The organism is Exiguobacterium sp. s48 (assembly GCF_018617395.1).
Classification (GTDB): Bacteria; Bacillota; Bacilli; order Exiguobacteriales; family Exiguobacteriaceae; genus Exiguobacterium.
The window spans coordinates 237,238-259,849 of record NZ_JACSKC010000001.1; the positions used below are offsets into that span (position 1 = coordinate 237,238).

The window sequence follows — 22,612 nt, forward strand, 5'->3', positions numbered from 1 at the left end:
GTGAGACGTACGAAAAGACGATTAGGTGAGATGCTCATTGAAGCGAGACTCATTACGAACGAACAACTTGATGAAGCGCTTGAACAAAAACGTCCGGGCGAGAAACTCGGAGACGCGTTAATTCGCCTGAACCATATTACCGAAACACAATTGATTCAAATGATTCATGAACAGTTGCATGTGCCGATCATCGAGTTGTACTCCTATGATATCAATGTGACGGTCACGAAACTCGTTCCGAAAGCGTTGGCGCAAAAACATGACATCATGCCGTTTGAGTTGAACGGCAATACGTTACATGTGGCGACAGCCGACCCACTCGATTTGATTGCCATCGATGACGTCCGTCTGCAGACGGGAATGAACATCGAAATCGGGATTGCGACAAGGGAGCAGATTCGAAAGACGATCAGTCGATATTATGAGATGGATCACTCGCTCATCGAAATTTTAAAAGAGGATGCCCCGGAGATCGAGCGGCAGGAATCTGTCAGTCGAGACGATGCACCGATTATTCGACTCGTGAACCAGCTGTTCTTAAGTGCCATCGACCAACGCGCTTCGGATATTCACTTCGATCCGCATGAGAAACACCTACACGTCCGCTTTCGGATTGATGGTGATTTGCGCACAGAAACCGTTTACCCGAAGAAGATCCAAAGTGTGATGCTGACGCGTCTCAAAGTCATGAGTAACCTCGACATCACCGAGAGCCGGTTGCCACAGGATGGACGAATCAAATATACACTACGCAATCGAGCTTATGATTTTCGGGTATCGACGCTTCCGACGATGTATGGAGAGAAAATCGTTATTCGGGTCCTCGATTCATCGCAGGGGCTGACCGATTTGACGAAACTCGGATTCGGTGAACGAAACGAGCAGGCGTATCGGGAGATGTTGAAACGCCCGAATGGGATTATCCTGATCACCGGTCCGACCGGTTCAGGGAAGTCTTCGACACTATACGCTTCATTGAAGGAGCTAAGTGATGAGACGAAAAATATCATCACGGTGGAAGACCCGGTCGAGTATCAACTTGACGGCATCAACCAAGTTCAGGTCAACTCGAAAGTCGGCTTGACGTTCGCATCAGGACTCCGCTCAATCTTACGACAAGACCCGAACATCGTTATGGTCGGAGAAATCCGGGACACGGAGACGGCTGAGATTGCCATTCGTGCCTCACTCACGGGTCATCTTGTCTTGTCAACGCTACATACGAATTCAGCCATCAGCTCTATCACGCGTCTCGTCGACATGGGTGTCGAACCATTCCTCGTCGCCGCCTCGACGACTGGACTCGTCGCTCAACGTCTCGTTCGTCGCGTCTGTCGTGACTGTGGACAAGTCGAACCGGTTTCGAAGAGTGAACGTAGCCTATTTGAGGCGGAAGGTGTTCACATCGACCGGATTGTGCGTGGGAAAGGTTGCACTTCTTGTAATGCTACAGGGTATCGCGGACGTCTTGCTATTCATGAGGTCATTCCGATTGATGAAGGGTTACGTCGGATGATTATGAATCAGGCGACCGAGTCTGAAATGGTCGAGTATGCCAAGTCACAAGGGGCGACGTTCCTCCTTTCGGACGGATTAGAAAAAGTCGCCGCCGGTCTGACAACGACAGAAGAAATATTACGAACGGTCATTACGGAGAATGTTTATGATTAATGAATCGATTGAAGTCATTTTGACGAATGCAGTCGAGAAACGTGCCTCAGATATTCATTTGACGGCAGGTTCTCCACCGATTATACGAGTAGATGGAAGCCTCATCACGATGGGCGAGGAGAAGGTATTGCCTCACCATCTCGAGGGATTTTTAAAAGAAATCATGACCGAAGACATGCGCGAACGTCTTGAGCATGATCGGGATCTCGATTTCTCGTTCGGTGTCCCACGCGTTTCCCGTTTTCGGGTCAACGCCTACTATCAACGAGGTACGATTGCCATCGCATTCCGTTCCATTTCCGGGGAAATCCCGACATTGAACGAGCTCAATCTCCCGACGGTGTTGAAGCGATTGATTGAGAAGCCGCATGGTCTCATCTTGGTCACGGGGCCAACGGGGTCAGGAAAATCGACGACGCTTGCCGCGATGATTCATGAGATTAACCGCACGCAACGAAAGCGGATCATCACGTTAGAAGATCCGATTGAGTATTTGCATTCCCATGATCAAAGTATCGTCGACCAACGAGAAATTGGCTCGGATGTCATGAAGTTCGTAAGTGGTCTACGGGCTGCGTTACGACAGGATCCTGACGTCATTTTGCTTGGGGAGATGCGTGACTTAGAGACCATTTCGACGGCGATGACAGCGGCAGAGACGGGGCATCTCGTCATGGCGACACTCCATACGTCGAGTGCGATGTCGACGGTGAGCCGGATTATCGATGCGTTCCCTGCCGAGCAACAAGACCAAATTCGGACGCAACTCGCCAACGTCCTACTTGGCGTTGTGAGTCAACGACTATTTCCGAGGATTGATGTACCGAAAGGGCGCGTCGCCGCCATGGAAATTATGTTAGGCAATCCGGCTGTCGCCAACTTGATTCGGAACGAGAAAGAGTTCCAGTTGCCGACCGTCATTCAAACAAGTCGCCAGCATGGCATGCAGTCGATGGATTCGGCGATTGAACAACTCGTTCGGCAGGGAATTATCAATCCGAACGCCGTCCCGACAGAAGAAATGAGGTGATGAGTGATGGCAATCTTTCAGTATGAAGGAAAGCTCCTGAATGGTAAACGTAAGAAAGGACGCATCACAGCCGTCTCACTTCGGGAGGCGAAAGATAAACTGCGTCAAGAATCGATTCTTGTGACAGACTTGTCTGAACTCGAATCGACTGGACTGAATAAAGAAGTCAACTTGTTACCGGAACGGGTCAAAATCGAACATTTGATCATGTACACCCGACAGTTCGCGACGCTCATCCGTGCCGGCGTCCCAATCGTTCGAGCGACTTCAATCTTACGTGTGCAAACCGAATCAAAAGTATTGAAGAAAGCATTAAGTCAGGTCGAAGATGATTTGAAAGAAGGAATTGCCTACTCCGAGGCAATCAAGAAACATCCGCGTGTGTTTTCGAACTTCTTCAGTTCGATGGCGCTTGCAGGTGAAACGAGTGGGAACTTGGAGGAGGCGCTCGACCAAATCGGGCTTCAACTCCAAAAGCAATATGATGTGAAGCGGAAAGTCATCTCTGCCCTCACGTATCCGTTGGTCGTCTCCATCGTTGCCGTCGGTGTGGTCGCCTTTTTGATGGTGAATGTCGTCCCGACGTTTGCGAGCATATTCGGTCAACTAGGGGGGGAGCTTCCACTGATCACGCGGATTGTCGTCGCAGTCTCCGATTTCATTGCAGCTTTTTGGTGGTTGTTACTCGGACTCGCGATTCTCGGAGTTCTCACCTTCATCTGGATGTTGAAGCGTGACCGGGAACGGTTCGTCATCGATGGTTTGCTACTAAAAATGCCGATTTTCGGAACGATTGTGATGAAGTCTCAGATTGCATTGTTAACTCGAAGTTTAGCGGTCCTTCTACAGGCAGCCGTCCCGATTTTGACGGCGATTGAGATTACGGAAAGAATCGTATCGAACCGCGTCATTCGAAAAGGATTGACCGAAGCGCGTGAAATGATGGCGCAGGGGGTACCCCTCCACGAGCCACTTATGCGAAACTCAAACTTCCCGGCGCTCATGACACAGATGATCGCTGTCGGGGAAGAGAGTGGAGATTTGGACTCGATGTTGAACGAAGTTGCTGAGTTTTATGAGACAGAGGTCGAGACGACAACTGACCGCTTGAAGTCGATTATTGAGCCGCTTCTCATCGTCGTATTGGCAAGCGTCGTCGGGGTCATCGTCATCTCGATTGTCGTCCCGATGTTCCAAATCTATGGTGATATTCAGAATCAGTAAAAGAATATGTAATCTTTTGAAAATATACCTTTTCAATACTATATTTAGAAGGTATAGTAAAATTGTTCTACTTCTATATTAGGTCTTAAGTAATTTATTTAGTTTAATCACAGCACATTACACAAAAGGGGAGAATGGATTATGGTAGAGAAGTTAAAAATGATTTGGCAAGATGCCAAACAGTTAAAAGATGAGCGTGGACTTACACTCGTCGAGTTACTCGTCGTCGTCGTTATTTTAGGGATTATCGCAGCCATCGCAGTCGTTGCGATTGGTGGGATCATCGAGAACTCGAAGAAAGATGCAATGGTAGCCGATGCGAAGCAGATGGTGAGTGCGGCGAAATTGTATGTTGCTTCAAATGATGTTGCTGATGGAACAGTAATTCGGTTCGTGGGAACAAAAGCTACTACGGAAGTAGACGCTTCAAATATGATTGACACAATGAAGGACCCATTCGGTTCGACTTATACTAATGGTGTTGTTTATGTTACAAAAGCAAGTAACAAGTACACATACAAAGTATGGCTTGATGGCACGAAAGATATTGGAACAGAGGCAACTTCTACTGGTACGGTAGCGAGTGGTAGTTTGAACAAAGATTCTGTTAACTGATATGAATTAAATTCCGGCTGGCGCTGGGCACTCGCTCAGCCTAGCCGGTTTTCTATTTTTGGCATATACTGACAAAAGGAGGATCCTTCCTTGATTGAATTGATTGGATTCTTATATAGCATCGTCCTCGGGGCGGTCATCACGTCGTTCACCAACGTCGTCGGGCTCCGCGTGCCACGTCAACAATCCATCGTGACACCACGCTCACACTGTCCGTCTTGCGGTCACGAATTGTCACCGTGGGAACTCATCCCGATTTTCGGCTATCTTGCCTTAAGAGGTAGATGTCACGGGTGTGGCGAGCGGATCGCGCCGACGTATCCGATCTTTGAATTGCTCGGAGCCATTGGATATGGCTATAGCTTTTCACTTTACGGATTCAGTATGACGACGCTGCTCGCATTCGCTTTCTTGTCCACGTTGTTGGCGCTTGCGATGTCTGATTTATCGACGATGCTCGTGCCGAACGTCATCTTGAAATTCACGGCACCGTTATTACTTCTCCTCACCTATCTCACAGGAGCATCTTGGTGGAACCCGCTTGTAGGGGCGTTGCTCGGATTTTCGCTCCTCGCGACCGTCTTTTTCATGTCAAAAGGGGGACTTGGGGCAGGCGACGTCAAATTGTTTACTATGATTGGTCTTGTGCTCGGTCCGCGTGACGTGCTCGTTGCCTTGTTTTTATCGAGCTTGATTGGGGCGATCGTCGGGATTGGGTTGATGATGACAAAGAAAATCGGACGAAAACAACCGATTCCGTTCGTCCCGTCGATTGCGCTCGGGACGATGTTGACGTTTTGGTTTAGTGATAGTTTTTTTGATTGGTATTTTGAGTTGATGTAGGGGGAAACGATCATGAGTCGTGGGATAGAGAAAGGGACGGTCACGTATTTTTCGTTTGATGCGCTCAGCATCCACGGGGCCGTTATCAAACAAGGGGTGTTCAAGCGAAGCGCCTCGGTTCAATTAGCAAAAGATGCATATGGAGAAGGAAAGATTCTCGATGAGACGTCATTTACGCTTGCGTTCGATGAACTCTGTCGCAAGTTGAAAGTTCGTCGTGGGATGACATGTGCGGTCGCGTTGGACGAGACCGAAGTGTTGTCACGAAAAGTCGAGATTCCATCTTCGATTCCAAAGGACGAGATTCGCGGCTACCTCTTCATGGAAATCGGGAGCTCGATCATCTTGCCGTTCGATGACGTGTCGTTCGACTATGAAGTGTTAGGAGAAGACGGGGTCAAAACGGACGTCATGTTGCATGCCGTTTCGATTGAATTGACGAAGTCACTTCGTACGTATATGAAAAAACGTGGTCTCGCCTTGAAGAAAATCACGCCACGGTCGGTCGCAGTCGCCAATGGGGTCATGCGCTTATCGGACATCGACCCGCTTCAGTCGACGCTCCTCTGGCATATCACGCCGTTCTCGCATCAATTGCTTGTGTTAGAAGAAGGGCAAATCCGTTTCATTCGTTCCATTGAAGTGGACCTCCCATATCAAGTTGGAACAAAGGATGGGGTCGTCACCTATACATATGATGGGACAGACGCGATGAAAGCCAATCAGTTAGATGACTGGTTGAACGAACTCGCCCGGTTCCTTGACTTCTATCGCTATTCACTGCGTACGGATGGTCGAGCCATCGATGAGTTATACGTGTCGGGTACTGTCCCGGAGGTGGATGATCTCGTCCGTATGATTGAGTCCGAATCGATTGTTTCTGTGACGCGAGTCGAACAACCCCTCGCCATCGCTCACGGAACACCGTTATCGCATCAAATGTTGCCACTCCTCGGGATGGCGACGCTTCAACGCGATCGGGATACGAACTTCATCAACTCGACAGACGTGACGCTCCGTTGGCCAATCGTGACAGGTCTCGTCGCCCTTCTTCTCGGAGGTGGGGCGGCCGGATACTTGTACTATGAGGTCGGTCAACTTGAAGCAGAACAGACACAAATTGAAGAAGAGTTACAGCTCGTACAAATTTATCAAACGGAACAAGTGAATTCGAAAGCGCAACAAGTGCTCTCGCTCGACCAGACCGTGACGGCATTGACGGATATGGAAAAAGACGCGGTACCGGCATTGCGCGCATTGACTGAACAGTTGCCGCCGACAGGCTACGTCTTGACGTATAACTATGCGGACGGCTCCATCATGAGCGTCCGGACCCAGTTCGAGACGTTAGAAGATTTGAACGCCTTCCAACGCTCGCTCATGACCGACGAACGGTTCCTTGACGTCAAACTTCTCGGTGTGACGACGGAGTTGAAAGCGGATGTGGACTCTGAAGAGGAGGACTCGTTTGAAGAGGAGCCGCTTCCACGATACATCGGCGAATTCACATTCATGTTCCAGGACGTCGAAGACGAGTTGACAGAGGAAGAGAAAGCTGATGCGGAGGTGGTGAGTCAATGAAACGTTCGACAATTTATGCGTTATTTGCGATTTGCCTCCTTGCCGCAATCATTGCTCCGGCATACTTTGGATATACGTATTACGTCAAACAAGGAGAAGTCAATACGCTTGAGCGTGACCTCTCACTTGAACAGACAAAATTAGAGTTATTACGTCAGGAAGGGAAAGCCGTTGATGTAGCGGACTCTCAGACGCTTCAGACACGAGTTCCAACAGTTCCTGCCCTCGACACGGTCGTCGAGGCGTTGTCACAGGCAAGTCTTCTTGCGGGTGTCAATGTGACAAGTATCGCATTTGCGGATGGCGTTGTGGCTGAGTCAGAAGTACCGGAAACGGTCGAGCCGTTCAATCCGGCTGATGTGAGCGCAACGAATGAACCGGCTGAACCGACGGATGTCGCACCCGTCAATGCCTCGACGGTTCGTTCGACGGTCAATCTTCAAGCAGAGACGTATGAAGCGCTCGTCTCGTTCTTGGAGTCGATCGAATCGATGAACCGGATTCACGTATTGCGGACAGTTCAATTCACGGGACCTGCTGAGACGGGACCAAATACGGTCGAAGAAGTGCAGTCGCTCGAGTTTACAGTCGAGCTTGATGCCTTCTATCGTCCGGATCTCGACCAACTCGTCCCGGACCGTTACATTCCGGAACCGGCCTTCGAGCAAAAGGATATCCCGGTATACGACTATACGACACCATGAGTCGGCACGTCCTTTCGCAATTGAAGGGACGTGTTTTTCGTCTCAGGTGATTGTGTTCATGAGGCACGTTGCCTACAATCAACAGTGAAGACTGAAACGGGAAGGAACGCCGTTTTGGAAGAAGAGAAGGAGTCGATACAATGAATTCAACACAGAAGCGTGTCATTCTCGCCTCGATGTCACCACGACGTACCGAGCTATTGACGAAAGCTGGAATCAAGCATGAGGTCATCCCATCAACCGTGACGGAAGGGACGGACGGTCGGGAGACACCGAGTGATTATGTCGCTCGTCTGGCCAGGGAGAAAGCGATGGATGTGGCAAGGCAACACCGTGATGCCATCGTCATCGGCGCTGACACGGTCGTCGTCTTGAATGGGGTCATATTAGAGAAACCGACAGACCGGGAGGATGCGAAACGGATGCTTGAACGATTATCCGGTACGACCCATGAAGTGCTGACGGGTGTGAGTGTCATCGGTACGACCCAAGATTTGTTCGTCACGACGACGCATGTGACCTTCACTGAGATTCCTGAAACCTGGCTAGCGGATTACCTGGATTCCACAGAGCCCTACGATAAGGCGGGGGCGTATGGGATTCAAGGGTCGGGTGGTCTGTTCGTCGAAAGAATCAAGGGAGATTTTTATAATGTCGTCGGATTACCAATCCATCCGCTCGTCAAGACACTCGACCGGCATGGGGTGACGCCTCGCTTCCTGTGAACTTGAAAGTAGGTGAAGGAATGACCATGGTGCTTGACCGTAGTGTAGAGACCGCCATCGCCAGATTGCTTCAAATCGGAGGACGGGGACCGGACCCGATGGAGACGGCCCGTCGTATCTCGGACGTCTACCCGACGTTACGGGCGCTGTCGCAAGCGTCCGTCAGTGATTTATGCAAAATTGAAGGGATGACGAAGAAGAAGGCAGAGCAACTCCTCGCCGCATTCACGATCGGGATTCGATACGTCGAGGAACCGAAAGCGAGTATGCCGACGATTCGTTCGCCGCAAGACGCCTATGAGTTGTTGCGGGATGAGTTGAGACTGTTGAATCAGGAGCATTTCGTCTGTTTGTATTTGAATACGAAGAACCAACTAATTGCTCGGAAGACGCTCTTTGTCGGAGGGCTCAACTCGTCAATCGTCCACCCGCGCGATGTGTTTCGTGAGGCGCTCAAGTTGTCGGCGGCATGCTTTATCGCCGTGCACAATCATCCGAGCGGGGACGCGACCCCGAGTCGGGAAGACATCGAGGTGTCCGAACGCTTGGTCGAAGCAGGCAATATCGTCGGCATCGCCTGTCTCGACCACGTCATCATCGGGGAAGACCATTACGTCAGCATGAAGCAGCGGGGATATATGAATGGGTAAGAAGTAGAGAGCAGGCATCGCGATGTCTGCTTTTTGATTGATTTCATTCACTTTTTCATAGAAGTCTAGAATATAATGAATAGAAAAACTCTGATGGACTAAGGTGATACATGTTCTTCTTTGTTCTCGTCCGTATAAGATTCTAGAGCTATGGAGCCGTTCGATACTCGGTAGTAGTAATAGGTGTTGGGGTCATTCATTAATTTGACACTTACTAAGTAATTTTTATCTTTTGGAAGGTTTGCATTAAACGCAGTAACACTCATGATTTCATTTTTAGGGACTTGCTTATCTTCCACTAAATGTTCGTATATCATTTCTTCTAACTGTTCCTTCTTCGAATCAATATAGAGAAACCATCCTCCAATGATTATGATGACAAATATAGTTAAAGTCGTGTAAATTCTCTTTTTCACTATAAATCCTCCTTTGGAAAAAGTGTTGATCATCATTATTGACGATTCCTTATTGCTCAGGGTTATTCATCTACAGTTGAGTTTCAAATAGATTAAAAACAAGTCATCTTCCTTCACTATTCAATTGTACCGATTTTGGATAATGCGTATAACCTCATTAAATTTTGGATATAGTTGGAAAATGATAAATGGAAGTGTAAAATTTGAAGAGCGTAGAAATAATGATGCATGAGTTTGTACATAGGAGGTTACCGAATGTCGCGAATCACGATATGGAATGTGATCGGTTGGCTGTTTCTCCTTTTCTTAGCAGTCAGTAAAGCATTTTTTGATGAGCAATTGTCCTTGATCACGACTGGGCTGGGCGGATTGATTTGTTTGATGTTGAGTTTATGGATGATTTATTCCGGAGAAGAAAAGTCGTCACAACATCCGAATGAAAGGTCTGAATGAACAGCGCTATCTAGACTGTCCTTTGGCTAAAGAGTAGATAAAGAATCAAATTGAGAAGAGCGGTGTACGCATATGAATGTATTGTCGGAAAATGAATTAAAAGAAGTCCTCCAGGTGATGAAAGATGGAGATTTGACGTATTACGAAAAAAACAAAGAAGCCATTCTCACAAGTATGGTTCAGCATATCGGGTCAACGGACGGCGAACTCCGTGATCGCCTTATATACACGATGTTCTATCGCCTTATCATTGAACAAAAAGACATCGATTTCGACAAGATGAGTGAACTCCTTGAGACGTCCTTGCATGCTCTCTTGTTTCATAGAATTGAGGAAACACAGTCAGATGCTGTCTTCACGAGAGCTTTCACAACTTTATTGATGGCTTTGATTCTGCATCGAGATGTAGAAACGAACTTTTTGACAGAAGACCAATTCCAGCAGGCAGCAGATGGTTTGATTCGATATCTTCAGCTCGAGAGAGATGCAAGAGGTTATGTGAATGGTAAGGGGTGGGCCCATTCGATTGCCCACGCGGCAGACGCGTTGGACGAGCTGATTGCAAATCCCAAACTAAATCCGAAGTCATTTCCGGAACTTTTCAATATCATCATCGTACAAGTCATGCGTACCGACATATTGGCGCATGATGAAGATGAACGTCTCATCAATCCGCTCCTGCGTTTACTCGAACGAGGGATGGATTCCGAAGTCATTCTTCGCCATGTAGAGCAACTTCCACATCTCTTAGAGGAACGTAAGCAACATCTTGATGAGGAAAAATATTGGTACGTCGTCCATAATGTGAAAACATTCTTGAAGAGTCTATATGTCCGTTTAAACGAAGAGCAGCGGCATGACCTGATCCAACAATCTATTCTCGTCATACTGAAAAAGTTGTGATGTTATAAATACAACATACTTTCCTAATTGGGATATGAAATTTGATTTAAAATCAAACGAGGTGATTTTATGGAAAAAATAATTTGGATTCTGATGGTCATAGTATCGCTATTTGTGAGTTACATACATTTAGAACCTACCATCTTCTCGATTGTTGTGTTCATGCTATTTGTATTCGTGAGCACAGCGCTATTCCTTCGGTTTCAAGAGGACCATTGGCTCAATCGCGTTTCACCGCTCGTTGGTGTTGGCATAGGGGTTCTCTCGCTCATCGCTTATATTGGTCTGCTTGTGCTCTCTTTCAATGAACTCGACCAACTCGGTATATGGACGGTGCTCGTCCGCTTACTCCTGATGTATGTCGGCATCTATCTTTTCGTCGTGACGACTTCAAGCTTTTTATCTGGAGCGACGCGCGTGAAACCGTCCCGCTTCTTTCGCCCGGTGTTGATTTTCTCGGTATTTTTCTACGGAGCGTTGTTACTGCTTCCACTTCAACCAGGATTGTAACCGTTCTCTTCCTAGGCAGACGCTCACTTGCGTCTGCTTTTTTGATTTGCCTTTTTGCTGAAAAGAAGGCAAACTAATAGACGGTGAGACAGGACTGAGATGCGGTTATTGTAAATAACCTGTAATCGAATGAACGTTTTCAAACATGATTTTTCCGTTATAATAAAAAATAGTGTAACGAAGAGAGGAGCAACACCTATGTTTCGTAGTTTTAACCGAGAAATCGGAATCGACCTTGGAACAGCTAATACGCTCGTTTATGTAAAAGGTCAAGGAATTGTTGTACGTGAGCCGTCCGTCGTGGCGTTCCGCACAGATACAGGTAGAATTGAGGCCGTTGGTAACCAGGCCAAAGATATGATTGGACGTACTCCAGGTAACGTCTCTGCACGTCGTCCGATGAAAGATGGCGTCATTGCTGACTTTGAAACGACAGCAACGATGATCAAATACTTCATGGAGCAAGCTCAAAAATCAAAAGGCGGTTTGTTCTCATCGAAGACGAACGTCATGATTTGTGTCCCAAGCGGTATCACGTCTGTTGAAAAACGTGCCGTGGAAGATGCTGCGAAACAAGCGGGCGCTCGTGAAGCATACACAATTGAAGAACCGTTCGCGGCAGCAATCGGTGCAGGTCTCCCGGTTTGGGAACCGACTGGCTCGATGGTCGTCGATATCGGTGGCGGTACGACCGAAGTCGCAGTGATCTCACTCGGCGGCATCGTGACAAGCCAATCGATTCGTGTCGGTGGTGACGAAATGGATGATGCCATTATTCGTTACATCAAGAACAAGTACAACCTCATGATCGGGGAACGTACGGCCGAGACGCTCAAAATGGAAGTCGGTTCGGCGCGCATCGACGCATCGAACGAAGCAGAGAAGATGGAAATCCGTGGTCGCGACCTCGTAACAGGACTCCCAAAACAAATCGAAGTCACGTCTGCAGAAGTGTGTGAAGCTCTTTCGGATACAGTTGAAGCGATTTTGGCAGGGGTCAAGCAAACGCTTGAGCAAACGCCACCTGAACTTGCGGCTGACGTCATGGACCGCGGAATCGTCTTGACAGGCGGCGGCGCGCTCCTCAAAAACTTGGACGATGTGATCTCAGACGAGACGCACATCCCGACACTCGTTGCGGATGAGCCACTCGACTGCGTAGCGGTCGGTACAGGGAAATCTCTTGAAATGATGGACGTCCTCCGTTCGAAATCAGGCATCTCGTCACGTCGATGAGAGGTGAGACACGATGAGCCGATTCGTACGTAATAAAAAGCTCATCATCACGCTAATTGTACTGATCTTGTTTTTCGTCATTTTAGGGGTTTCGATTCGAGGACGATCGGAATCAGCCTGGTACCAAGATGTCACGCGTGATGTGGTCGGCACGTTCCAGCGAGTGTTCGCGGTACCGATCGGATGGATGGACTCAACGGTCTCATCCATCTCAGACGTCCGCGATATCTACGAAGAGAACCGCCAGCTGAAAGAACATTTGGCGAAGTACGCCGAGGTATCGGTTGAAGCGGATGATTTACGTCGTGAGAATGAGGAGCTTCGAAAGATGGTCGAAGCGAAAGATAAGTCGTTACGCGACTTTGACCTCATTCCCGCGGAAGTCATCGGTCGGACACCGAACGATTGGCAACGCTACGTCACCATCAACGTCGGTTCAGAACGCGGCGTTGAGAAGGGCATGGCCGTGACCGCGGCGAGCGGGATGGTCGGTCGTGTCATTCAGACAAGTGCCTATACGTCGCAAGTCCAACTGCTCAGTGACAACAACCGGACGAACAACGTCTCGGCTGTCGTCAAAGATGCGGACGGCAAACCGACGTACGGGACAGTTGACGGATTCGACACGGAGACGAACGAATTGTTCTTCACGAAAGTATCGAATAGCGTCAAGTTGAAAGAAGGAGAAATTGTATCGACGTCCGGACTCGGTGGACGATATCCGGCCGGGCTCGTCATCGGTACGATCGAGTCGATCGAGACGGATGAATACGGCGTCTCACAAGTCGCCCGGATTAAACCGGAGGCCGACTTCAATGAGTTCTCACAAATGTACGTGATTGATCGGACACTAGACGAACCGTTTTTAACGGGTCCCGAGGAAGGAGGAGCAGCGGGTGAGTAACATGAAAGTGTTCATCGCCCTGTTCCTCCTTTTTCTTATTGAAGGAACGTGGGCATCGATTTTTTCTTGGCACTATGCCACACCATATCTTTTGTTGACACTGATCGGACTGATGTTTGTCAGTCTGTACGGTCGATGGGAGACGGCACTCGGATTCGGTCTTGTATTCGGATTACTGTATGATATCGTCTACACCGACCTGATTGGAATTTACGTATTTACTTTTTCACTCATTCCTCTCTTAGCCAGCTTCGTGTTAAAATATATAGGTGAGAACTTCTTCTCTGTCACCATCACGTTCACGTTTATGATTCTCGTTTTCACCTTTTCCATTTACGGGATTATGGCGGCGATTGGTGGGACATTGATGACGATTCAAACACTATTAGTTGAACAGATTCCAGGGACGATGCTCGTCAATGCCATCGCCATCGTGATTCTTTATTATCCGATGACGCGCTATGTGACGACACGCCCTGTTGCGAAAAGAGGGTAGCCATGATGGAGCGTAAACGACACATTACGATTAAAGGACATCGCAACGGCATTGCCATTCACTTCAATCCGAAGAGTGGCATCGACGAGGTGCTTACGGACTTAGAAGCGACATTACAAGAAATGGAGCCGCCGTCCGGAAAGATTGCCCTGAAGTTGCACGCGGGTACTCGTTATATTGACGAGGAGCTGTCACGTCAAATTCGTGAGGTCGTCGCTCGTCATGGCGTTTTTTATATTGAAGACTTGTCGAGCGATGTCATGTTGACGGAAGAGGCGAAAGCAACTTACGGCAGAAAGACGTTCCATTATCATAGTGGAACAATCCGTAGCGGTCAGGTCTTGACGTTTGACGGTTCGGTGCTCGTGATCGGGGACATCAATCCCGGTGCGGAAGTTCGAACGACAGGAAGTATTTATTGTTTAGGGACGATACGAGGAAATGTGCGCGCGGGTGTCGAAGGATGGGAAGAAGCGGTCATTACCGCGAGCCTGCTCCATCCAAAGTTTTTGGCAATCGGTGACCATGTTCTCACAGCCGGTGACGAGGAAGAACTTCCTGAGATTGAGATGGGTTGTGCGTATCAGACAAATGACGGGATTGAGATGACACGTCTCCGTCACGTCATGACGGGTCTGAAAGACGCATATGCAATGGAATTACAGAGAGGGTGAGTGGAATGGAACAAGTAGTAGAGCCTGTACATACAGAAAAAGTAGTGAAAAACGGCAGAGCCATCGTCGTGACATCAGGAAAAGGGGGCGTCGGCAAGACAACGACGACCGCTAACATCGGGACGGGGCTCGCTTTGTCTGGACACTCGGTCTGTCTCGTCGATACAGATATCGGATTGCGTAACCTCGATATCATTCTCGGTCTCGACAACCGGAGCATTTATAATCTCGTCGATGTCATCACGGGACAATGTAAGTTGAATCAAGCGCTCGTTCGCGACAAACGGTTCGAGGAGATGTACTTACTTCCGGCCGCACAGTCAAAAGACAAGACGTCGGTCAATCCTGAACAAGTGAAAGAAATCGTCGACCAGTTGAAGACGGAATATGATTTCGTTTTGATCGACTGTCCTGCTGGAATCGAGCAAGGATTTATGAACGCCATCGCTGGTGCGGATGAGGCGATCGTCGTCACGACACCTGAAAAGGCAGCTGTTCAAGATGCAGACCGAATCATCGGGATGCTCGAGCAAGCGGAACATATCGAGGCGCCGAAACTGATTGTCAACCGGGTGAAAAATCATCTCGTCGAATCAGGAGATATGCTCGACATTGATGACATCATGCGCATCTTGTCAATCGACTTACTCGGCGTCGTCATCGATGACGAGGAAGTCATCGCGGCTGCGAACCGCGGGGTTCCGGTCACGATGAACCCGGATAACTATGCCGGACAGGCGTATCGAAACATCACGCGTCGTATTCTCGGTGAATCCGTTCCACTGATGTCGATTCAGACAGATACGACACCGGTCGGCTTCTGGGCACGACTCATGATGAAATTTGGAATGAAAAAAGCGTAAAGGCAACGAAAGTTGCCTTTTTCTGTCGGAAGGAGTGATGCACATGAAGTTAATCTATGAACGAACCCCGTCCATCGAACGGGCGATGCTCGTGGATGGAGAACGGTTGCTTGAAGTCGAAGAACGGTTCGTCGACCAACTGTCGGTCGGGACCATTGTGGAAGCCGCAATCGAACGAATTCATCCGTCGCTCGGAGCGGCGTTTTTAACAGACGGGGAGACGACGTTCTTTCTCCCGATCGCGGAGACGCTCCGTGCGCTCGCCTCGTATCCGGAAGTACCGGCCATCGGGCAAGCGGCAGTCGTCGGGGAGAAGCGACTCGTCCAAGTGACGAAAGAAGGCATCAACGGCAAGCATCATAAAGTGACAGAGAACATCCGCTTCGGTGGACGATATCTTGTGTATTTCCCATTTGGCCGTCGACAACTGTTCAGCCGGAAGCTCGACCTCGTCACGCAGGATCGCCTCTCCAAAGCGCTCGACCTTACGGAAGAGGAAGGAGTCCTATTTCGAACGGAAGCCGGACAAGTGTCACCAGAGGCGTTACAGGAAGAACTTCATCTTTTGCGTGACCGTTCAAAGACGGTGATCGAACAACGCTACGGACAAGATGAGTTATTGTGTGAACATTTCGTGCGACGCCATGCGGTCGAATCCGTCCTCCTGAACGACAAGGAAGGGCAAGCGAGACTAGAGCGATTGGAAGTCCCGGTACAAAGTCATATTGGGAAAGGGCGGATGCCCGAGGCAAAACGTCTCGACAGCACGATTGAGAAGCTCGAGAGCCGTGCCGTCTGGTTGGATGGTGGGGCGTTCGTCTTGATTGAACAAGTCGAGACGATGACCGTCATCGACGTGAATAGCGGAAAGAATGTCGCCGTCAAAGATAAGGGGCGTGCGGCCGATACCATCAATGAAGCCGCTCTCTATTCAATCATGGAGCAGTTGCGTCTGCGAAATATCGGCGGCATGATCGTCATCGATTTCTTACGAGGTTCAAAGGAAGGACAGACGCGTCTCCTCAAAAAGATGAAAGAACTCGGGGCACGTGACCCACGACGGGTCGAAGTGTATGGCTTTACGCGCATGGGTTTATTCGAGTTATCACGTGAACGGACGGGTCGCTCGATCCAAGACCGTATGATCTATGAGGGGAAGCCTTCGAAACTTGCGATTTTCTCGCAGCTCGAACGAGCGCTCCTTGATTTGATCGGACAGTATGAGGCGGTCGTCCTCTCCCTTCCTAAGAAGTGGCACGAGGCTTCATGGCATGAATTTGACATCGATGTATATCTCGTCGAAGGAGAGCCGGAGTTCCTCTTTTACGGAACGTCTGAGGAATGTCAGAATTTCTTATCTCGGCGTTGACAATGAATATTTGAGAATGGTATTATCTATAACGTTAGTTCGTTTGGAAGCACCCAAATGGCTACAACCGCACAGAACGGGTTTTAAAGGTATTTGCCCTGCCCAGGATGGCGAGTCTGAGTTTAACAAGGAGGTGCACGTATATGTACGCAATCATCAAAACTGGTGGTAAGCAAATCAAAGTTGAAGCAGGTCAAGAGATCTACATCGAAAAACTCGATGCTGATGTCGAAGGTACTGTAGAATTCGGTGAGGTTCTTTTCGTTGGTGGTGACGATGTTAAAGTCGGCGCTCCACTCGTAGAAGGCGCTAAAGTTGTCGGTACAGTGGTAAAACACGGCCGCGCTAAGAAGATCACTGTCTTCAAAATGAAAGCTAAGAAAAACTACCGTCGTAAGCAAGGTCACCGTCAGCCTTACACGAAAGTTCGCATCGAGAAAATCGAAGCGTAAGCTATGATTCGGGTCAAGGTAAGACGAGACGAGGCGAAGTCGATTCGCTCCGTTGAAGTGACTGGTCATGCCAATTTTGCAGAACCTGGTTCTGACTTGGTGTGCGCCGGTGTTTCAGCCATCATCTTTGGTGCCTATAACGCCGTCGAAACGCTTGCGGGTCAATCGCTTCTTGTAGAAATGGCAGATCAAACAGAGGGTGGTTACTTTTATGTCGAGACGTATCCTGACTTATCACCGCAGGATATGGAACGCACCCAACTGTTATTAGAAGGGATGCTCGTGCAGTTAGACACGATCGCCCAAAGCTACGGTGAATATATCCAAATTGAACAATAGGAGGTGGACCTCATGTTACAATTGAACCTTCAGTTCTTCGCTTCGAAAAAGGGAGTTGGTTCGACTAAAAACGGTCGTGACTCAATTTCGAAACGTCTCGGTGCAAAACGCGCTGACGGACAAACAGTTTCAGCTGGATCAATCCTTTACCGCCAACGCGGTACAAAGATTCACCCAGGTGAAAACGTTGGCCGTGGTGGCGACGACACTTTGTTTGCGAAAGTTGACGGCGTAGTACGCTATGAGCGTCTTGGTCGCGACAAGAAACAAGTGAGCGTTTACCCAGTCGCGTAAGTTGAACGACGCAGAAGACTCTAGCCACTTATTTGGTTAGAGTCTTTTTTTCTAGGAGAGGATCAAATGGATTCAGAACAGACACTCGAGCTCTTATCGACCGTCCGTCACGAATGGATGAATCGGCTTCAATTGATCTCGCTTTATGCGGCTCTCGATCCGACTAAGCTCGAGGAACTTTACGAACGCTATCGGAAACAGGCCGACGAGGAGAGTGCGCTCGTTCGTCTGAACATGCCACAGACGAGCCTGGTCGTGATTCAAGCGAATTGGGAAGGTCGGATGACGTATACGATTTTGACCGACCAACTCGTCATCGATGACGCGCGAGTGGCAGAGATGCTTGTCCGCTTGTTAGAATATACGGACGAGCCGATTCATGTGACGTTCACGGACGGACTGATGGTTCGCGTCACGGGCGCTGTCCCGGACGACGTGATCGCGTCAGCCGATGTGTACGAACAGAACGTAGATACTACTACGTTTCACATAAAGGAGGGGAAATAAATGTTTGTCGATCAGGTTAATATTTTTGTAAAAGCTGGAGACGGCGGAAAAGGAATGGTCGCTTTCCGTCGCGAAAAATACGTTCCAGACGGTGGTCCTGCAGGTGGTGACGGTGGTCACGGTGGGGATGTCGTCTTCGAAGTAGAAGAAGGATTACGGACGCTCGTTGATTTCCGTTATTCGAAAAAGTTTATTGCCCATGATGGGGAAAAAGGAATGTCGAAAGGGATGCACGGACGAAAAGCGAAGCCGCTCATCGTCAAAGTGCCACCTGGTACCATCGTCTTCGATGCGGAGACAGATACTGTCATCGCGGACTTGACGGAACATGGTCAACAAGCGACGATCGCAAAAGGTGGTCGTGGTGGACGTGGGAACTGTCGTTTTGCGACACCTGCCAACCCGGCTCCGGAAATCGCAGAGAACGGGGAACCAGGTCAAGAACGTGAACTCCGTCTCGAGTTGAAACTCCTCGCAGACGTCGGTCTCGTCGGATTCCCGTCTGTCGGGAAATCAACGCTTCTCTCGGTCGTCTCGTCGGCACGTCCGAAAATCGGTGCGTACCACTTCACGACGATCACACCGAACCTCGGTGTCGTCAAGACAGCGGACGACCGCAGCTTCGTCATGGCCGACCTTCCAGGTCTAATCGAAGGGGCGAGCCAAGGCGTCGGTCTCGGTCACCAGTTCCTTCGTCATATCGAACGGACGAAAGTGATCGTTCACATGATCGATATGAGTGGCATGGAAGGACGCGACCCGTTCGAAGACTACACGACGATCAACCGTGAGCTCGAGTCGTACAATTTACGTCTTCTCGAACGCCCACAAGTTGTCGTGGCGAACAAAATGGATATGCCGGACGCGGAGGGACATCTCGAAGAGTTCAAGAAGAAGGTAGGGGACGATGTCAAAGTCTTCCCGATCTCAGCACTCGCACAAGATGGTCTTCGTAACTTGTTAATCGAAGTGGCGAACTTTGTCGATACAACACCTGAATTTCCACTCGATGAGCTCGAAGAGAAGACAGCGACGCCTCGTGTCGTGTATCGTTATGAGAAGGAAGAGAAAGGCTATCAAATCCACATCGATGAATACGATCGCTTCGTGATCACGGGCCCTCGTATCGAGAAGCTCTTCAAGATGACGAACTTTGACCATGATGAGTCAATCAAACGATTCGCTCGTCAAATGCGTCAGATGGGCGTCGATGACGATCTTCGTAAGCTCGGTGCCGAGGACGGCAGTGTCGTCGCGATTCTCGACTTCGAATTCGAGTTTGTGGAATAAAAAATTATTTGTTAAGAAGAAACGGAGTGTGAAGCTAACGTGGACCCTGTGCCCTCGTCAAGTTTAATTCTATATGTAGTTCTCGTCATGTTGTCAGCGTTTTTCTCATCAGCCGAAACGGCGCTCTCGAGTGTGAACCGGGTCCGGATGATTCGGATGGCAGAAGATGGTGACAAAGCCGCAAAACGTGTCCTTAGTCTCGTCGACCGTTTTGATGATACACTCTCGACGATCCTCGTCGGGAACAACATCGTCAATATCGGTTCTGCCACGGTGTCGACCGCCATCGCCACATCGATTTTTAGTGGCGGTACCGGGCTTCTTGTGTCGACATTCGCAACGACGGTCATCATCTTGATCTTCGGTGAGATTTTGCCGAAATCGCTCGCGAAAGAGTTTGCGGAGAAGTATTCGCTACTCATCAGTGGCATTCTCGTGTTCCTCGTCAAAGTCCTCAAACCGGTGACGTTGATTTTTACCGGATTGAAGAAGTTGACGCTCCGAATGATCGGGATGAAAGACAAGGAACCATCTGTCACGGAAGAAGAGTTGAAAGTACTCGTCGATATGGGAGAAGAGGAAGGCGTGCTCGGAGAGACGGAAGCAGAGCTCGTCCACAGCGCCTTCGCCTTCAACGATATCACGGTCGATGATGTGTTGACGCCACGAATCGATATTCTGGCCGTCGACATCGACGACTCGCTCGATGAAATCAAAGATACGATTTTCAGTGGAGGTCATTCCCGTTTACCGGTGTATAAAGACTCGATCGATAACGTCATCGGTGTCTTGTCGGAACGTGACTTCTTACGTTCGATGATGGGAGATGAAGTGACCGATATTCGTTCGCTCATTCGTCCACTCACTTTCGTGTCGCCGCAGACAAAATTGATTGAACTACTTCCGATTCTCCAGCAGAAACAATCTCACATGGCTGTCGTCCTCGATGAGTTCGGGGGCACGGCGGGTCTCGTCACGTTAGAAGACATGCTCGAAGAACTCGTCGGCGATATCTGGGATGAGCACGACGAATCCGTCGTCTACCTCAGACGTCTCCGTGAAGGGGTCTACGAGTGTATGGCTGACATGGACGTCGATGAATTCGCCGAAGAGATGGGGATTGCAGAACCAGACGTCGATTCGAACACGATGGGCGGTTGGTTCGTAGAATTGCTCGGTGATATCCCGGAGAAAGGTGCACAAGTCACATATCAAGACATGACGTTCACCGTTCTCCACGTGGAGAAACGCCGTGTCCGGAAACTGTTAGTGGAGACTGGACAATCGCAGCAAGATGATATGCAGGAAGCATAAAGAAAAGGGATGATTCGCTCATAGCGGATCATCCCTTTTTTGCGTTAGACGGATTGGCGCTCGATGCGCTCCATCAATTCGTATGGACGTACTTTGTAAATGGCATATGGCAAATAGGTCGGGTCAATGGCGTCGAGGAAGCGCATTTGGAAATGCTCTCGTTTGATGTAGTCATCGACGTTACTCGCGTCGACTTTATAGAATCCGACTTCTTGTGTTTCTCCTGCTTGTGGTTTGAGGTCGCCGGATACATATTTGGCGCGGAACGTGACACAGAGGACGCGGGATGAGACGTTTTGATAAATTCCGGTGATGCCTTCGACTTTGATCTCGGCTCCTGTCTCTTCGAGCACTTCGCGATGAATGGCGTCTGCGATGGACTCATGCTCTTCGACCTGTCCCCCAGGCATTTCGAATGAGTCGTTCCGATGCATATTCTTGACGAGGAGGACTTCACCTGATTCGTTCGTGATGTAAGCCGTCACGGATACAATCGTCCGGGGTGGTGTGTAGTGCCCTGTTGGTACCATGAACTCTTCGCTCGATCTGATGTACAAGTCTTTTCCGAGGCGGGCCCGCTTTTTCATCGCTTCTCGTCGTAACGTGCTACCACGGTAATCCCGCTCTACTTGTTCATAGTGTTCCCGGTCCCGATATTCCCATAAGGCCATGACCTCAGACTGGTCTTCGGTCACCCAACGTCCGACGAGACGAGCGCCGTGGGACGCTTGAATGGGGTAGATGTATGTATGGAAGAAGTCGGTGAATTCTTGCAGGCGTTCAGGTCGAATCGTATACGTTTTACGGCGATGGAACATGGTGATTCCTCCTTTTTCGTTGTGCGGTATCTTTTATGTGACCGCGATTCGCTTACATCGTACTTATTCGACAGATGAGAGCGTTTCCCTTTCCAACAAAAAAAGAATCAGCGTCAGTTAAGCTGATTCTTTCACACGTTTTGGTTGATGACGAAGGTGGCGAACGACGAGTACGATGCCGACTCCGAGAGCTAGGAAGGGAAGGAGATCATTTGTCACATGACCGATCATCCGCCAGTTGCTTCCGAACATCATTCCTAAATGGATGAAGAGGAATGACCAAACCGCAAAAATGAGTGTCGTGACCGTCAAGAATTTACGGAAGGAAAGGCGCATCACACCGGCGCTGACAGCAAAGAGTTGTCGCCAAAACAGACTGAGGCAGACAATCCATGCGCCATACTTCTCAAACCAACGCTCGGCGCGAAGTTGTTTCTCTTGCCGAATTCTAAAATAGCGATAGAGTTTCAAGGCAACAGGGCGCCCCCCAAAGCGTCCGATCCAGTAAAGTCCAATCTGACTGAGCGTGAAGGAAACCCACGCGAGTAGGAACATGAGAAAAAAAGGCGCATCATGCGAGTCAACGAGGAAGCCACCATATGCGAGAACGAGTTCGTTCGGGATGAATTGAACCAAAATACCGATGGGAATGCTAAAGACCCCGCATGCGGCGAGCAAATGCTCGAGGACATTCATGACGAGTCCTCCTTTCAACTAGATTTCAGGAAAGT

General features: G+C 49.2%; 27 protein-coding genes and 1 other annotated feature. Of the genes, 24 read left to right on the forward strand and 3 right to left on the reverse strand.

The annotated features are described in order from the left end of the window. The 9 genes from KNO66_RS01200 (at position 1) to radC (ending at position 9,043) form a co-directional block, all read left to right on the forward strand. On the forward strand, positions 1–1,671 hold the full coding sequence (locus KNO66_RS01200) for a GspE/PulE family protein (protein WP_214739677.1): 1,671 nt from the start codon (positions 1–3) through the stop codon (positions 1,669–1,671). Beyond that, positions 1,664–2,701, forward strand: a complete 1,038-nt coding sequence (locus KNO66_RS01205; protein ID WP_214742351.1) for a type IV pilus twitching motility protein PilT — start codon at positions 1,664–1,666, stop codon at positions 2,699–2,701. Before KNO66_RS01200 ends, KNO66_RS01205 begins: the two co-directional genes overlap by 8 nt. Positions 2,702–2,707: 6 nt before the next feature. Then, positions 2,708–3,925 carry a type II secretion system F family protein gene (locus tag KNO66_RS01210; RefSeq protein WP_214739679.1) on the forward strand — a complete coding sequence of 406 codons (1,218 nt, stop codon included), beginning with the start codon at positions 2,708–2,710 and terminating at the stop codon, positions 3,923–3,925. A 141-nt stretch (positions 3,926–4,066) separates the two neighbouring features. Continuing rightward, a complete protein-coding gene (locus KNO66_RS01215; RefSeq protein WP_214739681.1) occupies positions 4,067–4,540 on the forward strand; it encodes a prepilin-type N-terminal cleavage/methylation domain-containing protein in 474 nt (157 codons plus the stop codon). Between the two features lie 90 nt (positions 4,541–4,630). Beyond that, complete coding sequence (locus KNO66_RS01220) at positions 4,631–5,383, forward strand: prepilin peptidase (protein WP_214739683.1); 753 nt, start codon at positions 4,631–4,633, stop codon at positions 5,381–5,383. Positions 5,384–5,395: 12 nt separating this feature from the next. Further along, a complete protein-coding gene (pilM, locus tag KNO66_RS01225) occupies positions 5,396–6,964 on the forward strand; it encodes a pilus assembly protein PilM (protein WP_214739685.1) in 1,569 nt (522 codons plus the stop codon). Continuing rightward, positions 6,961–7,668 (forward strand): hypothetical protein, encoded by a 708-nt coding sequence (locus tag KNO66_RS01230; protein WP_214739686.1) that lies wholly within the window; start codon positions 6,961–6,963, stop codon positions 7,666–7,668. Before pilM ends, KNO66_RS01230 begins: the two co-directional genes overlap by 4 nt. A 140-nt stretch (positions 7,669–7,808) precedes the next feature. Then, positions 7,809–8,393 (forward strand): Maf family protein, encoded by a 585-nt coding sequence (locus KNO66_RS01235; RefSeq protein WP_214739688.1) that lies wholly within the window; start codon positions 7,809–7,811, stop codon positions 8,391–8,393. 20 nt (positions 8,394–8,413) lie between these two features. Beyond that, positions 8,414–9,043 carry a RadC family protein gene (gene radC / locus KNO66_RS01240; RefSeq protein WP_214739690.1) on the forward strand — a complete coding sequence of 210 codons (630 nt, stop codon included), beginning with the start codon at positions 8,414–8,416 and terminating at the stop codon, positions 9,041–9,043. 98 nt (positions 9,044–9,141) lie between these two features. Here the strand turns inward: radC and KNO66_RS01245 are convergent, their stop codons facing one another. Continuing rightward, a complete protein-coding gene (locus KNO66_RS01245; RefSeq protein ID WP_214739692.1) occupies positions 9,142–9,459 on the reverse strand; it encodes a hypothetical protein in 318 nt (105 codons plus the stop codon). Positions 9,460–9,714: 255 nt separating this feature from the next. Here KNO66_RS01245 and KNO66_RS01250 point away from each other — a divergent pair, with 255 nt between their 5' ends. The 15 genes from KNO66_RS01250 to KNO66_RS01320 all read left to right on the forward strand — a co-directional run bounded on the left by KNO66_RS01250 (position 9,715) and on the right by KNO66_RS01320 (position 21,063). Beyond that, a complete protein-coding gene (locus tag KNO66_RS01250) occupies positions 9,715–9,912 on the forward strand; it encodes a hypothetical protein (RefSeq protein ID WP_214739694.1) in 198 nt (65 codons plus the stop codon). Positions 9,913–10,029: 117 nt separating this feature from the next. Next, positions 10,030–10,815, forward strand: a complete 786-nt coding sequence (locus KNO66_RS01255; protein WP_251128088.1) for a DUF2785 domain-containing protein — start codon at positions 10,030–10,032, stop codon at positions 10,813–10,815. A gap of 69 nt (positions 10,816–10,884) precedes the next feature. After that, positions 10,885–11,325 carry a hypothetical protein gene (locus KNO66_RS01260; protein ID WP_214739698.1) on the forward strand — a complete coding sequence of 147 codons (441 nt, stop codon included), beginning with the start codon at positions 10,885–10,887 and terminating at the stop codon, positions 11,323–11,325. A 198-nt stretch (positions 11,326–11,523) separates the two neighbouring features. After that, on the forward strand, positions 11,524–12,561 hold the full coding sequence (locus KNO66_RS01265; protein WP_214739700.1) for a rod shape-determining protein: 1,038 nt from the start codon (positions 11,524–11,526) through the stop codon (positions 12,559–12,561). Between the two features lie 13 nt (positions 12,562–12,574). Beyond that, positions 12,575–13,465: a rod shape-determining protein MreC gene (gene mreC / locus KNO66_RS01270; RefSeq protein WP_214739702.1), complete on the forward strand. Its 891-nt coding sequence runs from the start codon at positions 12,575–12,577 to the stop codon at positions 13,463–13,465. A 1-nt stretch (position 13,466) separates the two neighbouring features. After that, positions 13,467–13,961, forward strand: a complete 495-nt coding sequence (gene mreD / locus KNO66_RS01275; RefSeq protein ID WP_214742352.1) for a rod shape-determining protein MreD — start codon at positions 13,467–13,469, stop codon at positions 13,959–13,961. Between the two features lie 5 nt (positions 13,962–13,966). Beyond that, a complete protein-coding gene (locus KNO66_RS01280) occupies positions 13,967–14,635 on the forward strand; it encodes a septum site-determining protein MinC (RefSeq protein WP_251127408.1) in 669 nt (222 codons plus the stop codon). Between the two features lie 5 nt (positions 14,636–14,640). After that, positions 14,641–15,498 carry a septum site-determining protein MinD gene (gene minD / locus KNO66_RS01285; RefSeq protein WP_214739706.1) on the forward strand — a complete coding sequence of 286 codons (858 nt, stop codon included), beginning with the start codon at positions 14,641–14,643 and terminating at the stop codon, positions 15,496–15,498. Between the two features lie 43 nt (positions 15,499–15,541). Further along, positions 15,542–16,867, forward strand: coding sequence for a ribonuclease E/G (locus KNO66_RS01290; RefSeq protein WP_214739708.1), 1,326 nt, complete (start codon positions 15,542–15,544; stop codon positions 16,865–16,867). Positions 16,868–16,922: 55 nt separating this feature from the next. Next, positions 16,923–16,995, forward strand: a sequence feature (ribosomal protein L21 leader region). 15 nt (positions 16,996–17,010) lie between these two features. Further along, positions 17,011–17,319 carry a 50S ribosomal protein L21 gene (gene rplU, locus KNO66_RS01295; RefSeq protein ID WP_015881153.1) on the forward strand — a complete coding sequence of 103 codons (309 nt, stop codon included), beginning with the start codon at positions 17,011–17,013 and terminating at the stop codon, positions 17,317–17,319. Positions 17,320–17,322: 3 nt separating this feature from the next. Continuing rightward, positions 17,323–17,658 carry a ribosomal-processing cysteine protease Prp gene (locus KNO66_RS01300; protein WP_015881154.1) on the forward strand — a complete coding sequence of 112 codons (336 nt, stop codon included), beginning with the start codon at positions 17,323–17,325 and terminating at the stop codon, positions 17,656–17,658. Positions 17,659–17,670: 12 nt separating this feature from the next. Then, the gene (gene rpmA, locus KNO66_RS01305; RefSeq protein WP_015881155.1) at positions 17,671–17,952 is read left to right on the forward strand and encodes a 50S ribosomal protein L27; all 282 of its coding nucleotides are present in this window, start codon (positions 17,671–17,673) and stop codon (positions 17,950–17,952) included. 66 nt (positions 17,953–18,018) lie between these two features. Beyond that, complete coding sequence (locus KNO66_RS01310; RefSeq protein ID WP_214739709.1) at positions 18,019–18,459, forward strand: Spo0B domain-containing protein; 441 nt, start codon at positions 18,019–18,021, stop codon at positions 18,457–18,459. Beyond that, positions 18,460–19,749 (forward strand): GTPase ObgE, encoded by a 1,290-nt coding sequence (gene obgE / locus KNO66_RS01315; protein ID WP_214739712.1) that lies wholly within the window; start codon positions 18,460–18,462, stop codon positions 19,747–19,749. Positions 19,750–19,797: 48 nt separating this feature from the next. After that, the gene (locus tag KNO66_RS01320; protein WP_353047839.1) at positions 19,798–21,063 is read left to right on the forward strand and encodes a hemolysin family protein; all 1,266 of its coding nucleotides are present in this window, start codon (positions 19,798–19,800) and stop codon (positions 21,061–21,063) included. Positions 21,064–21,107: 44 nt separating this feature from the next. Here the strand turns inward: KNO66_RS01320 and KNO66_RS01325 are convergent, their stop codons facing one another. Both KNO66_RS01325 and KNO66_RS01330 read right to left on the reverse strand, forming a co-directional pair. Continuing rightward, positions 21,108–21,881, reverse strand: a complete 774-nt coding sequence (locus tag KNO66_RS01325) for an NUDIX domain-containing protein (protein ID WP_214739716.1) — start codon at positions 21,879–21,881, stop codon at positions 21,108–21,110. A gap of 117 nt (positions 21,882–21,998) precedes the next feature. Beyond that, positions 21,999–22,577 (reverse strand): DedA family protein, encoded by a 579-nt coding sequence (locus KNO66_RS01330; protein WP_214739718.1) that lies wholly within the window; start codon positions 22,575–22,577, stop codon positions 21,999–22,001. Positions 22,578–22,612: the final 35 nt, after the last annotated feature.

Bases quoted from the DNA above. Each gene is read 5' to 3' on its own strand.
- KNO66_RS01205 (WP_214742351.1), top strand. From the start codon at position 1,664: ATGATTAATGAATCGATTGAAGTCATTTTGACGAATGCAGTCGAGAAA.
- KNO66_RS01210 (WP_214739679.1), top strand. From the start codon at position 2,708: ATGGCAATCTTTCAGTATGAAGGAAAGCTCCTGAATGGTAAACGTAAG.
- KNO66_RS01215 (WP_214739681.1), top strand. From the start codon at position 4,067: ATGGTAGAGAAGTTAAAAATGATTTGGCAAGATGCCAAACAGTTAAAA.
- pilM (WP_214739685.1), top strand. From the start codon at position 5,396: ATGAGTCGTGGGATAGAGAAAGGGACGGTCACGTATTTTTCGTTTGAT.
- KNO66_RS01230 (WP_214739686.1), top strand. From the start codon at position 6,961: ATGAAACGTTCGACAATTTATGCGTTATTTGCGATTTGCCTCCTTGCC.
- KNO66_RS01235 (WP_214739688.1), top strand. From the start codon at position 7,809: ATGAATTCAACACAGAAGCGTGTCATTCTCGCCTCGATGTCACCACGA.
- radC (WP_214739690.1), top strand. From the start codon at position 8,414: ATGACCATGGTGCTTGACCGTAGTGTAGAGACCGCCATCGCCAGATTG.
- KNO66_RS01250 (WP_214739694.1), top strand. From the start codon at position 9,715: ATGTCGCGAATCACGATATGGAATGTGATCGGTTGGCTGTTTCTCCTT.
- KNO66_RS01255 (WP_251128088.1), top strand. From the start codon at position 10,030: ATGAAAGATGGAGATTTGACGTATTACGAAAAAAACAAAGAAGCCATT.
- KNO66_RS01260 (WP_214739698.1), top strand. From the start codon at position 10,885: ATGGAAAAAATAATTTGGATTCTGATGGTCATAGTATCGCTATTTGTG.
- KNO66_RS01265 (WP_214739700.1), top strand. From the start codon at position 11,524: ATGTTTCGTAGTTTTAACCGAGAAATCGGAATCGACCTTGGAACAGCT.
- mreC (WP_214739702.1), top strand. From the start codon at position 12,575: ATGAGCCGATTCGTACGTAATAAAAAGCTCATCATCACGCTAATTGTA.
- mreD (WP_214742352.1), top strand. From the start codon at position 13,467: ATGAAAGTGTTCATCGCCCTGTTCCTCCTTTTTCTTATTGAAGGAACG.
- KNO66_RS01280 (WP_251127408.1), top strand. From the start codon at position 13,967: ATGGAGCGTAAACGACACATTACGATTAAAGGACATCGCAACGGCATT.
- minD (WP_214739706.1), top strand. From the start codon at position 14,641: ATGGAACAAGTAGTAGAGCCTGTACATACAGAAAAAGTAGTGAAAAAC.
- KNO66_RS01290 (WP_214739708.1), top strand. From the start codon at position 15,542: ATGAAGTTAATCTATGAACGAACCCCGTCCATCGAACGGGCGATGCTC.
- rplU (WP_015881153.1), top strand. From the start codon at position 17,011: ATGTACGCAATCATCAAAACTGGTGGTAAGCAAATCAAAGTTGAAGCA.
- KNO66_RS01300 (WP_015881154.1), top strand. From the start codon at position 17,323: ATGATTCGGGTCAAGGTAAGACGAGACGAGGCGAAGTCGATTCGCTCC.
- rpmA (WP_015881155.1), top strand. From the start codon at position 17,671: ATGTTACAATTGAACCTTCAGTTCTTCGCTTCGAAAAAGGGAGTTGGT.
- KNO66_RS01310 (WP_214739709.1), top strand. From the start codon at position 18,019: ATGGATTCAGAACAGACACTCGAGCTCTTATCGACCGTCCGTCACGAA.
- obgE (WP_214739712.1), top strand. From the start codon at position 18,460: ATGTTTGTCGATCAGGTTAATATTTTTGTAAAAGCTGGAGACGGCGGA.
- KNO66_RS01325 (WP_214739716.1), bottom strand. From the start codon at position 21,881: ATGTTCCATCGCCGTAAAACGTATACGATTCGACCTGAACGCCTGCAA.
- KNO66_RS01330 (WP_214739718.1), bottom strand. From the start codon at position 22,577: ATGAATGTCCTCGAGCATTTGCTCGCCGCATGCGGGGTCTTTAGCATT.